The sequence below is a fragment of the Promineifilum sp. (SeqCode) genome (assembly GCF_041918635.1).
Taxonomy (GTDB): Bacteria; Chloroflexota; Anaerolineae; order Promineifilales; family Promineifilaceae; genus Promineifilum.
On record NZ_JAYRVJ010000362.1, the window covers coordinates 1 to 12652 of the forward strand.

At 63.7% G+C, this 12652-nt stretch carries 8 protein-coding genes and 2 pseudogenes; 9 read left to right on the forward strand and 1 reads right to left on the reverse strand.

What is annotated here, in order from left to right; genetic code table 11:
• Positions 1-556: pseudogene (locus ACE3UY_RS11410) on the reverse strand (serine carboxypeptidase); the annotation flags it as partial.
• A 311-nt stretch (positions 557-867) separates the two neighbouring features.
• Between ACE3UY_RS11410 and ACE3UY_RS11415 the strand changes: the two are divergent.
• The 9 genes and pseudogenes from ACE3UY_RS11415 to ACE3UY_RS11455 all read left to right on the forward strand — a co-directional run.
• A complete protein-coding gene (locus tag ACE3UY_RS11415) occupies positions 868-2928 on the forward strand; it encodes an ABC transporter substrate-binding protein (protein ID WP_374687651.1) in 2061 nt (686 codons plus the stop codon).
• 470 nt (positions 2929-3398) lie between these two features.
• Positions 3399-4451, forward strand: coding sequence for an ABC transporter ATP-binding protein (locus ACE3UY_RS11420; RefSeq protein WP_374687652.1), 1053 nt, complete (start codon positions 3399-3401; stop codon positions 4449-4451).
• Complete coding sequence (locus ACE3UY_RS11425) at positions 4448-5527, forward strand: ABC transporter ATP-binding protein (RefSeq protein ID WP_374687653.1); 1080 nt, start codon at positions 4448-4450, stop codon at positions 5525-5527. The genes ACE3UY_RS11420 and ACE3UY_RS11425 overlap by 4 nt, the downstream gene beginning before the upstream one ends.
• A gap of 228 nt (positions 5528-5755) precedes the next feature.
• Positions 5756-7822: an ABC transporter substrate-binding protein gene (locus ACE3UY_RS11430; RefSeq protein WP_374687654.1), complete on the forward strand. Its 2067-nt coding sequence runs from the start codon at positions 5756-5758 to the stop codon at positions 7820-7822.
• 300 nt (positions 7823-8122) lie between these two features.
• On the forward strand, positions 8123-9187 hold the full coding sequence (locus tag ACE3UY_RS11435) for an ABC transporter permease (RefSeq protein WP_374687655.1): 1065 nt from the start codon (positions 8123-8125) through the stop codon (positions 9185-9187).
• A 13-nt stretch (positions 9188-9200) separates the two neighbouring features.
• Positions 9201-10253, forward strand: a complete 1053-nt coding sequence (locus ACE3UY_RS11440) for an ABC transporter permease (RefSeq protein WP_374687656.1) — start codon at positions 9201-9203, stop codon at positions 10251-10253.
• Between the two features lie 132 nt (positions 10254-10385).
• Positions 10386-11153 carry a c-type cytochrome gene (locus ACE3UY_RS11445; protein ID WP_374687657.1) on the forward strand — a complete coding sequence of 256 codons (768 nt, stop codon included), beginning with the start codon at positions 10386-10388 and terminating at the stop codon, positions 11151-11153.
• Entirely contained in the window at positions 11132-12280 is a 1149-nt protein-coding gene (locus ACE3UY_RS11450; RefSeq protein WP_374687658.1) for a hypothetical protein, read from the forward strand. Before ACE3UY_RS11445 ends, ACE3UY_RS11450 begins: the two co-directional genes overlap by 22 nt.
• A 73-nt stretch (positions 12281-12353) precedes the next feature.
• Positions 12354-12652: pseudogene (locus tag ACE3UY_RS11455) on the forward strand (hypothetical protein); the annotation flags it as partial.

Here is a 12652-nt window from a genome sequence, read left to right on the forward strand (position 1 = left end):
CGGGCAACGGCTGGATGCGGTGGAAGGGCGCGTCCTTCAGCTGGTCGAGCGTCAGCCCGGCGGCCTGGTCGAGCGTCTGCTGGCTGCCCACCAGCGGTATGGAGGGCAGGGCGAAGTAGATGAACGGATCGGCGTAGCGCAATTCGGCGGCGCGGCGGCCGAGCGCCCCGGCCAACCCGCCGTGGTTGAGGCCGGGAACCATGAGCACGCGCTTCTGGGCAAAGATGCCCGGCTGCGCCCGGTCGGCCAGGATGACGCCCCACCGCTCCAGGCCGGCGCGGATGCCGCTGCCGTCGACGACGGGCGTCTGTTGGGCCACCCGCGGCAGGGTCGCGCCAAGGTCGTGCGGCCGGCGCACATCGCCCAGTTCCAGCGTCGCCGGCATGCCTTCCAGGGCGATAGCGTCGACTTGACCATCGTGCTCGGCGATGAGCGCGCGCGCCCGCTCGGGGTCGCCGCCGCATCCGACGCGGCGCACGCGCAGCTGATGGCCCATGAAGGTGTAGTCGGCGCTATCGCTTCCTTCACCGGTGTGAATGGCGAGAATCTCTTTCATACGGCTTACCTCATTGCCGGAGCGCAGCGCGCCCCTGACACCAAAATGTCACTATATTGACACCATTATGACCCTGTTGTATACTGTGCGCGAGTTGCGGGAAAAAGCTCCCACTACTGAATCTAATAGACCGGCGGCCGGCCGGAGGGCGCGATTGAGACCCGAAGTCACCAGGCCGGCGCCGGCATGCCCAGCCTCGCAGGAGGTGATGCCTTTCGATAGCTGGTGAACATACTTTACCACAAGCAACGCCGAACTACTTCCCTAGCAGCAAGCCTATGCCAATCAGATGAATGAGAGGAGACGTTAACATGTCCAAGCAGAGAAACCGCGGCCTGCTCATGGCCGTTTTGGTGGTAGTCGCCCTGGCGCTGGTGGCCTGCCAGCCGCAGTCGCAGGTTGTCGAAGTGACCCGGGTGGTCACCGAGACGATCACTGAAGAAGGTCAGCCTGTCGAAGTGACTCGCATTGTCACCGAAGTACAGGAGACCGTCGCCACCCCCACGCCGGAAGCGGCCGCCGGCCCCACCGGTCCGGAAGATCCGACCGTCTGGCGCGAAATATCCTTTGGCGAGCCGGACTCGCTCGACCCGGCGCTCGGCTACGAGACCTCGGGCGGCAACGTCATTCAGAACGTCATGGAGCCGCTGGTAACCTACGACCACGTCAGCCCGACCGACCTCGTGCCGGCCCTGGCCGTCGAAGTGCCCAGCCTGGACAATGGCGGCATCTCCGAGGATGGCCTGACCTACACCTTCCAGATCCGCGAGGGCGTCACCTTCCATGCCGGCGGCACGCTGGAGCCTCACGACGTGGCCTACAGCTTCCAGCGCGGTCTGCTCCAGTCTGACCCCAATGGCCCCCAGTGGCTTCTGCTGGAGCCGATCATGGCCTATACCTCCGGCGACGTGACCGAGGGCATCCAGGAAGGGGCGCTGGCCGGCGACCCGGAGGCCCTGCGCAGCGGCGCCTCGGCCGAAGAGTTGGCGGCGACCTGCGAGCTGGTCAAGAGCAAGATCGTGGCCGACGACGACGCCGGCACGGTCACCATCACCCTGGCCCAGCCGTGGGGGCCGTTCCTGGCCACCATCACCCAGACCTGGGGCATGATCCTCGACCAGGAGTGGGCTATTGAGCAAGGCGCGTGGGATGGCGACTGCGCCACGTGGCAGAACTGGTACGCCCCCGGCGCGGAGAACTCCGAACTGACGAGCATCATCAACGGCACCGGCCCCTACATGCTCGACCACTGGACGCCCGGCGAAGAGATCGTTCTGACCGCCTACGAGAACTACTGGCGGACGGAAGAGACGCCCCGTTGGGAAGGCGGCCCCTTTGGCCCGGCCCAGCTCAAGACGATCATCTACACCGTCGTTGACGAGTGGGGCACGCGCTTCGCCAGCTTCCAGGCCGGCGACGCCGAGTACGTCCAGGTGAACCCGGAGCACGAAGTTCAGGTCGATCCGCTGGTCGGCGAGATCTGCGACTCCCAGACGGGCGAGTGCCAGCCCAACCCGGACAACCCGGACGGCATCTTCCGCAAGTGGATCAACCGGCCGGGCGTCAACCGTACCGACCTCTTCCCGACTTTCATCATCGCCCAGGACTCGCCCTACGTCGGCAGCGGCCAGCTGGACGGCAACGGCATCCCGTTGGACTTCTTCAACGACCTCAACGTCCGCAAGGCGTTGGCGACCTGCTTCGACTACGAGACCTACAACCAGGAAGTGCTGCTCGGCCAGGGCGTCCGCAACAATGGGCCGATCATCAAGAACATGCTCGGCTACAACGAGGAAGGCTCGATGTACGAGTACAATCCTGAGGAGTGCGCCGCGTACCTGGAGCAGGCCTGGGATGGCGCGTTGCCGGAGACCGGCTTCCGCTTCCAGATCGGCTTCAACACCGGCAACACCACGCGCCAGACCATCGCCGAGATCGTGCAGGCCGAGTTCGGCGCGATCAACGAGTTGTACCAGGTTGAGACAGTAGGCTTGCCGTGGCCGACGCTGCTACGCTCGCAACGCGCTTCGCAGTTGCCCATCAGCATTACCGGCTGGCAGGAAGATATCCACGACCCGCACAACTGGGTGCAGCCTTACCTGGTCGGCAACTACGCCCAGAACCAGGCCATCCCGGACGAGCTCCAGGCGCAGTATCTCGAACTGGTCAACGCCGGCGTGACGGCTTCGGACCCGGCCGAGCGCGAGGCGGCGTACTTCGAGTTGCAGCAGCTGGTCTATGAGACCGTGCCGCAGGTGTACCTGTTGCAGCGTGACGCCCCCTGGTACAGCCAGCGCTGGGTGGACGGCTACTACTACCGTGTCGGCGCGTTCGGGCGCGACTACTACGCCTATTCGCTCAACGCCGAGTAACTAAGGAGAATTAGGAATTACGAATTAGGATTAAGACTGCAAAGCATTCCCGTTCCTAATTCGTAATTCCTAATTCGTAATTCCATTTCGGTTTGTCCTCCTTCTTCAAATGGTAACTGCCTTATAGCTTTCCCATCATTCTCGCTGTTACCAGCCCGGCCCCTCCCTTGCCCAGCAACAAGGGAGGGGCCATTGGTTTCTGACCTCTTTTTGTCACCTACTTGTCACTTGTTTTGTACAATGCTATACTAAACGAACTATGAAAATCACCGTGGCGTCACGGTCCCTTACCAGCGCTTCTAGTTGATCTCTGTGTGGCACTGTCTAACTCTTGGCAGCCGGACGAATTAAGCTATATTTAGCGCGCTCTAATGTATCTGTCCGAGCAGAGCGATGCCTAGCTCACTTAACCGTCCGCAGTCGAGGGAATAGTATGACTCCTGAACTTCTCAAGCGCACGCGGGGATACGATGACTAAATTGCTCGAGGTTAACAACCTCACCACCAGGTTCTATACAGAGGACGGCGTCGTGCACGCTGTCAATGGGGTATCATTCGACCTGGCCGAAGGGGAGTCGATGGCGATCGTCGGCGAGAGCGGTTCAGGCAAGTCGGTGGCGATGAAGTCGATGATGGGCATTATCCCCAGCCCGCCCGGCCGTGTCGAAGACGGCCAGGTCCTCTTCAACGGCCGCGACCTCCTCACGCTTTCCGCTGACGAAATGCGCCGCGTGCGGGGCCGGGAAATGGCGATGATCTTCCAGGACCCGATGACCTCGCTCAACCCGGTGCTGACCGTCGGCATGCAGATGACGGAAGCGCTGGTGCTCCATCTGGGCATGAAGCAGGAGCAGGCGGATGAACGGGCAGCGGAGTTGCTGACCCTGGTCGGCCTCCCCAACGCCGCCGACCGGCTCAAAGATTACCCCCACCAATTCTCCGGCGGCCAGCGGCAGCGCATCGGCATCGCCATGGCCCTCTCCTGTAACCCCTCCCTTCTCATCGCCGACGAACCCACCACCGCCCTGGACGTGACCATCCAGGCCCAGATCGTTGACCTGGTGCTGCGGCTCAAGCAGCAGTTAGGTATGGCGATCATCTGGATCACCCACGACCTGGGCGTCATTGCCGGCATGGTGGAGAAAATCGCCGTGATGTACGCCGGCTTCATCGTGGAGTTGGCCCCGGTGCGCTCGCTCTACAAGGAGACGGCGCACCCCTACACCGTCGGGCTGTTGGAATCGCTGCCCAAGATCGACGCCGCTCGCAAGGAACGGCTCATCCCGATCAAGGGCTTGCCGCCGGACTTGCTGAAGGAAGCCAACTACTGCCCCTTCGCCCCGCGCTGTCGCTACAACATCGAGCGCTGTTGGGAGGAGAACCCACCTTTGCTGGCCGTGGCCAAAGACCATACCTCCGCCTGCTGGCGGGCCGAAGAGGTCTACAACGGCCTGCGCATCGTGGATTACAGCAAGGAAATCGCCGTCGACGCCGTCGCGGCCATCGCGGAGGCGCCGCTATGACCACCCAAGCCCAGACCCAAACCCCAGCATCCTACTCTAGCACCGGCGCACTGGATATTGGGCCTGCCACCGGCGGCCCCCGAAACTCCCCCCCACTCCTTCGTGTCCGTGACCTGAAAAAGTATTTCCCGATCAAGCGCGGCGTCCTGCGCCGGACGGTCGGCCACATTCAGGCCGTGGACGGCGTCAGCTTCGACATCTACAAGGGCGAGACGCTCGGTCTGGTGGGCGAGAGCGGTTGCGGCAAGTCGACGGCCGGCCGCACCATCCTGCAACTGGAAACACCGACGGCCGGTACGGTGGAGTTCGGCGACCGCGAACTGACCGACATGGGGCGCAACGACCTGCGCCGCGCCCGCCGCCACATGCAGATGATCTTCCAGGACCCCTACGCCTCGCTGAACCCGCGCATGACCGTGGGCAGCATCATCAGCGAGCCGCTGACCATCCACGGCATCGGCGACAGCGCCAGCCGCAAGGAGCGCGTCCAGGAGCTGTTGCGCGTCGTCGGCCTCAACCCGTACTTCGTCAGCCGCTACCCGCACGAGTTCTCCGGCGGCCAGCGGCAGCGCATCGGCGTGGCCCGCGCGCTGGCGACGAACCCGTCGTTCATCGTCGCCGACGAGCCTATCTCGGCGCTCGACGTGTCCATCCAGGCCCAGGTCGTCAACATGCTCGACGACTTGAAGCAAGAGTTGGGCCTCACCTATCTGTTCATCGCCCACGACCTGTCTATGGTGCGCTACATCAGCGACCGGGTCGCGGTGATGTATCTCGGCCGCATTGTCGAGCTGAGCAGCCGCAACGAGGTCTACGACCATCCGTTGCATCCCTATACCCAGGCGTTGCTGTCGGCCATTCCCGTTCCGGACCCGGACAAGGAAGGGCGGCGGCAGCGGATCATCCTGGAAGGGGACGTGCCCAGCCCGGCCAATCCACCGGCCGGCTGTCGTTTCCATCCGCGGTGCGGCTACGCCACCGACGTGTGTCGTCAGGTCGACCCGGAGTTTCGTAATTTGGGTACCGAGGCAGCGCCCCATCATGTGGCCTGCCACCATGCAGAAAAGTTTCTATGAGTGACAACGTATGTTTCGCGCAATTAGGAATTAAGAATTAGGAATTACGAATTCAGCAGCACGAGAAAGATTCCTAATTCCTAATTCTTAATTCCTAATTACTTGAGGAGGTGGTGTCAAAGGGTTCTAGTACGAACAAGAGAGAAGCGACGATTTGCGCGTTGCTGGCGCGCAGGTCATCTGTCTGACACATCAATGTCCATTTGAAGAATGGAGGAGACACGAAACATGTTTACGAAGAATCGCATCGGCCTCGTATTGGCCGCGCTGCTGGTGATGGGCCTCGCTCTGGTGGCCTGCCAGCCGACATCGCAAGTCGTTGAGGTGACCCGCGTCGTCACCGAGACCGTGACCGAGGAAGGTCAGACGGTCGAAGTAACGCGCGTCGTTACCGAGGTCGAGGAAGTCGTCGTTACCCCGACGGCGGAACCGGTCGAAGAGGTCGCGATGGTCGCCCCCGATCCGACGACCTACGTCGTCCAGACGTTTGGCGATATGGACACCCTCGACCCGGCGCTGGGCTATGACACGGCCAGCAACGGCACGATGATGAACATCTACGAGACGCTGATCTGGTACAACGGTAGCGACCCGGTCAACTACGTCCCGCTCCTGGCCGAGGAAGTTCCATCGGTCGAGAACGGCGGCATCTCGGAAGATGGCCTGACCTATACCTTCAACATCCGCGAAGGCATCACCTTCCATGACGGCGCGACGCTGGAAGCCAGCGACGTGGCCTATAGCTGGACGCGCGGTATGCTGCAGAGCGACCCGAACGGCCCGCAGTGGCTGCTGCTGGAGCCGATCATGGGCTACGTCTCTGGCGACGTGACCGAGGGCATCCAGGAAGGCGCTTTCGCTGGCGATCCTGAGGGTCTGAAGGCCGGCGCCACGCCGGAAGAACTGGTCGCGACCTGCGAAGCGGTGAAGAGCCACTTCGTGGCCGACGATGAGGCCGGCACGTTCACCGTCACCCTGGCGCAGCCGTGGGGGCCTTTCCTGGCCACCATCGCCCAGACCTGGGGCAGCGTCATCGACTATGACTGGGCCGTGGCCCAGGGCGACTGGGATGGCGACTGCGCCACCTGGCAGGACTTCTACGCCCCCGGCGCGGAGAACACCAAGCTGGGCGCCGTAACCAATGGCACCGGCCCCTACATGCTCGACCACTGGACCCCCGGCGAGGAGTACGTCCTTGCGGCTAACCCGAACTACTGGCGCGCCTCGTTGGATGAGCCGCTGTGGGAAGGTGGCCCGTCTGGCGCGCCGCAGATCCAGACCGTTATCACCCGCCTGGTGGATGAGTGGGGCACCCGCTTCGCCGCTCTGCAGGCCGGCGACGCCGCCAGCATCGCGCTGGGCAGCATCGCTGACCGGCCGCAGGTTGACCCGCTCGTCGGCGAAATCTGCACCCCCGATGGCACTTGCGCGCCGAATCCGGACAACCCGGAAGGCTTCCTGCGCAAGTGGGATGACCTGCCCAACCCGTCGCGCACCGACGCGTTCCTGACCTGGAACATCGCCGAGGATTCGCCCTACATCGGCTCCGGCCAACTGGACGGCAACGGTATCCCGGCGAACTTCTTCAGCGACATCAACGTCCGCAAGGCGATGGCGACCTGCTTCGACTACGAGACCTACATCCAGGAAGCCATGTTGGGTGAAGGCGTCCGCAACAACGGCCCGATCATCCTCGACATGCTCGGCTACAACCCCGACGGCCCGATGTACGAGTACAACCCCGAAGAGTGCGCCGCGTACCTCGAGCAGGCTTGGGACGGCGCGTTGCCGGAGACCGGCTTCCGCTTCCAGATCGCCTTCAACACGGGCAACACGGCCCGCCAGACGATCGGCGAGATCTGGCAGGGTGAGCTGGGCGCGCTCAACGAGCTGTACCAGGTCGAGACCATCGGTCTGCCGTGGCCGACCCTGCTGCGCTCCTTCCGCGCTTCGCAACTGCCCGTCGCTGTGAGCGGTTGGGTTGAGGACATCCACGACCCGCACAACTGGGTCCAGCCGTACACCTACGGCACGTTCGGCGGCCGCCAGGGTCTGCCCGAAGACATCATCGCCAAGTACCAGGAGATCGCCTCGACCGCCGCGGCGGAGACGGATCCGGCTGCTCGCGAGCAGATGTACTTCGAGATCCAGCAGATGTTCTATGATGACGCCGTCAGCGTCATCCTGGCCCAGGCCACCGGCGTCCGGTACGAGCAGCGCTGGGTGAACGGGTACTTCTACAACCCGATTACCCCCGGCACGTACTACTACGCCCTGTCGCTGGCCGGCGAATAAGTTTAAGGTTTGTGTAGGGGCAGGTTTCAAACCTGCCCCTACGTGTATGATCAGAGTTGTGTAGGGGCGGGTTTCAAACCCGCCCCTACAAGACCAGACTGGAGCGTGCGCCTCAGGGCTTCTTGGCTTTCAAGGAGCGTTGAGCCGCCTGCTACAGTGCAGGGGCGGGTTTCAAACCCGCCCCTACAACCAGTGGGCCGTGGGGCGATTTGCCAAATCGCCCTATAGGTAGAGACGAAAGCGAGTGGAGAGATGGCGACGGGCTGACCCGCCGCCCGGCCTATGGCAGAGGAGTGAACTATGACCGCTTATATCATCCGTCGTCTCTTGATTATGCCGATCATCCTGTTCGGCGTCACCCTGCTCATTTTTGGCATGCTACAGGTGCTAGGGCCTGTTGAGCGCTCCGCCCTCTACGTCCGCGACATCCCCAAGAATGAGCACCAGGTCGACGCTATCATCCGGCGCTATGGCCTGGACAAGCCGTTCTACGTGCAGTACTGGAACTGGCTGGTGGGGGTGGAAGACGGGGCGACGGGCGAGCGGGTTGGCGGCGTGCTGCGCGGCGACCTGGGCTACTCGCGCACCGGGCGCGAGCCGGTCATTGACGCGCTCGTCCGCCGGCTGCCGGCCACCATGGAGTTAGCGCTCTGGAGCATGATCCCGGTCATTGGGTTTGGTATCTGGTTGGGCATCAAGGCGGCGCTCAACCACAATAGACCCATTGACCAGGCCGCCCGTATCTTCGCCATCCTCGGTTGGTCGCTGCCAACTTTCGTTTTCGCGCTGCTCTTGCTTCTCGTCTTCTACGCCAAACTCGACTGGTTCCAGCCCGGCCGCCTTTCGACCGGGTTCAGCCAGGAGATCCTCAAGCCGGGTTTCTCGTCCTACACCAACATGGTGACGGTTGACGCGCTGCTGAACCTGCGCTTCGACATCTTCCTGGACGCGCTGCGCCATCTGGTGATGCCGGTGCTGACGCTGGTGGTCATCCAGGTGGCGTTGCTCCTGAAGGTGACGCGCTCCTCGATGCTGGAAGAGATGCGCCAGGACTACGTGACGACCGCGCGGGCCAAGGGACTGCCGGAGAAGATGATCGTCAACCGCCACATCCGGCGCAACGCGCTCATCCCGGTCATCACCGTGGCCGGTCTGACGCTGGCCGGTCTGTTGAACGGCGTGGTCATCACCGAGACGGTGTTCGACTTTCCGGGGCTTGGCTCCTGGGCCGCCGCGGCGGCGCTCAGCCTGGACGTGCTCAGCATGTTGGGTTACACGCTGTTTAGCGCTGTACTGCTCGTGATGGCCAACCTTATCGTGGACGTGCTCTACGCCGTCCTCGACCCGCGCATCCGCCTGAACTAAGGAGACAAACGCTATGACGACTGTAACTGAACCTGTCGGCCCGCGGCCCGTCTCACTCGACGGCGGCGAATTGCGCGAACTGACCCGTTTGGAGAAAACGTTCGGCCCGGAGTGGGCGCGCATTATCAAGGGCATCATCACCAACCCGCTGTCGGTTGCCGGCATCCTGCTCATCACCTTCTTCGGGTTGGTCGCCCTCTTCGCGCCCGTGCTGGCGCCAAAACCGCGCCCCAACGCCGACCCGATGCAAATCCCGCGCGACGGCTTCCGCTCTGAGCCGCAGCCGCCGGGCAGCGTGTGGAACAAGAACGCCCCGGCCACCATTCCCTTCTGGTATCGCCCCGTTACGGGTAATGACGAATGGGTTCACCTGTGGGGCACGACCAGCGGCCAGTACGACATCTGGTACGGAACCATCTGGGGCACGCGCACGGCTTTTCTAGCCAGCTTCCTGGTGACCGTTTCCTCGGCCATCGTTGGCATCATCGTCGGCGCGCTGTCCGGCTTCTACGGCGGCTGGATCGACGAAATACTCATGCGCGTCGTCGAGATTTTCAACGCCTTCCCGTTTATCACCGGCGCGCTGATCCTGGCTTCGTTGCTGACGCCCCTCTTTGGACGAAGTATCTGGCCGGCCACCATCGCCCTGATCATCTTTGGCTGGACGGGCTACGCCCGCCAGTTGCGCGGCGACATCCTGGCTACCAAGCAGCGCGACTACGTGCTGGCCGCCCGCGCCAGTGGAGCCAAGGATTCGCACCTGATGCTGCGCCACGTCGTGCCCAACGCCGTCTTCCCGACGATGGTCATCATCTCGCTCAACCTGGGTTCGGTCGTGCTCGCCTTCGCCGCGCTCAGCTTCCTGGGCATCGGCCTGCCGGAAGGGTACGCGGACTGGGGGCAGGTTACCAGCTTCGCCCGCTCCTGGATCCTGACGCTCGACCAGCACTGGTACATCATGGTCTTCCCCGGTGTGGCCTTGCTGCTCTACGGCCTGGGCTGGAACCTGATCGGCGACGCGCTGCGCGACATTCTGGACCCGAAATTGCGGGGGAAGAAGGCCTAATTTCCTGCTGTAGGTACAGGTGCGACCCACTTTCTGAAGTGGGTCGCCCCGAAGAGACGGCGATGAATCGCCTGACTACAAACCAAGAGGCGGGCGCGGGATGAGCGGCCCGCCTCTTTTGTTCGATACGCTATGATGCGAATGAAAATGCGCCGCCTCGTCGTGGCGCTGGCGGTGGGCATGTGGCTGGCGGCCCTCGGTCTGTCGGCCGCGGCCCAGATCGAGCGCGGCGGGCCGCAGCGGGCGACGCCCACGCCACGGGTCTTCAGCACTCCGCCGCCCGGCGCGACGCCGACGATTGACCGGCTGGCCGCGCCGCCCACTGTCCCCTCGCCCAACCAGGCCGACGAAGGGGCGCAACTCTACTGGCTCCACTGCCAGCCCTGCCACGGCGACCAGGGGCAGGGGTTGACCGAAGAGTGGCGCGCCCAGTATCCGCCGGAAGACCAATACTGTTGGAACAGCGGCTGCCACGGCCCGCAGCCCTATGACCAGGCGTTCCAACTGCCGACGGCTGTACCGGCCGTTATCGGCGACGGCGCGCTCCAGAAGTTCCAGACGCTCGACGGCGTCTACCGCTACGTCAGCGTGGCCATGCCCCTCTTCTTTCCGGGCGAGTTGAAGGAGGACGAGTATTTGGCTATTCTGGCCCATATGGCGCGGGGCAACGGCGTTTGGGATGGCCGGCCGCTGACCGTCGACACGCTGATCGACTATCGCCTGCAAGCGGAGGCGGTGGCCGCGCAGACAACGCCCGTCCCGCTGACGCCGACGCCCCTGGCTCCAACCGCGGGGGCTGTCGCTGGTGTGGGCATTAGCGGGTTGTTGATCGTGATCGCTGCCCTGGTGGTCTTGTTGCTGTTCGGAGGTTTGCTGCTATGGCTGAGGCGCGCCCGCTAGACCTGGATTTGTCAGGGCCAGAGGTACATGCCCTGCCGCTCTACCGGCGGCTGGGGCTAATCAACGGCTTGCTCATTGGGCTGGCGCTGGGGCTGGGCGCGTGGGGGATGGAGGCGTGGCGCATCGCGCAACTGCCCATCCCCCTCTACCTGCCATCGCTGCTGCTCGGTCTGGCGGCGATGGCGGCGCTCGGCGGAGCCGTCGGCTGGCTCAGCAGCCGCATTGCCCGCACGCCGGTGACGGTGCTGCTGTGGGGCGTCACGGCCATCCTGGCCATGCTGCTGATGGGTTATCTGCCTTATTATGGTCGCACACTGGTCGCCTGGCTGGCCGACACACGCTTTTGGGACAAGCCGATCTACCCCTACACCCTGGGCGGCACGGTCACGGGGCTGGTGTTCGGCAGCTTGCTGATCCTGTTGGCTTTGGGATTGCTGGCCCTGTTGCAGGGCCACCGGCTGGAAAGCCTGATGGCCGAGGCGGGACACCGCGGCCGCTTGAACGGGCGCGTCTGGGTGTCGCTGCTGCTGCCGCTGCCGCTGGTCTTCCTGGCGGCGCTGGTGACGCAGAGCATGATGTCCAACCCGGCCGCCGCGGCGGCCAACGTCGTCCATGAGGCGATTGAGCTGGCTCGGGTTTACGAGGGCGACCTGATCGATCTGGAGCAGGAGACGGGCGTCGAGGTCACGGCCCTGCGCGGCGTCCACGACCGGTTGGGGGAGACTTATTCGCTGGCGATTGTGGATGTGAACCCGCTCAACTCCACGGTCATCATCCGGGCCGACTTTGACAATGGCGCGTGGCTCTACTGCCGGGTGATCAACGACCAACTGTCGTTCTGCTACGACGCCGCGCCGGCTTATACGATCGGTTTGCGCAGTCTGATCACCGGCGAGCCGCCGCCCGAGGATTGTCGCGGCTGCATCTTGCAGGCCGAAGAGGATGCAGCGGCCTGGCTGGCCGAGCGGCGCGACGCCTTTGGCCCTGACCCGGCCATTGAGCGTGTCGCCCAGTCGGGCAGTCACGTCCTCATGCGCGTCACCGGCGAGGCCGGCGTGGCCGCCGAGTGCTGGATCGCCGGCGTCACGCCGGCGCGCTTGCTGGAGTGCACGGAATCAGTGAATTAGTAGGGCAGTAGGCCAGTAGGTCACCGCTCTGAGCACTGACCCACTGGCCTACTGCCCTACTACCCTACTACACATGTCCCCCTTTCTAAAACAGCTTCTCTTCCGCTTACTGACCATTCCCCTGACGCTGCTCATCATCACGGCCGCGCTCTATGGCGTCGTCATGCTCGCCCCGGCCGAGGAGCGGGCGCAACTTTACCTGCCGCCGCGCACGCCGCCGCTGGCCGAGCACGAGTTTGAAAATCTGATGAACCGGCTCATTGAGGAGCATGGGCTGAACGACCCGTATCCGGTGCAATACGCCCGCTGGCTGGGCGATCTGCTGCGCGGCGACTGGGGCTGGAGCCCGACGTACAACAGCGACGTGCTGCC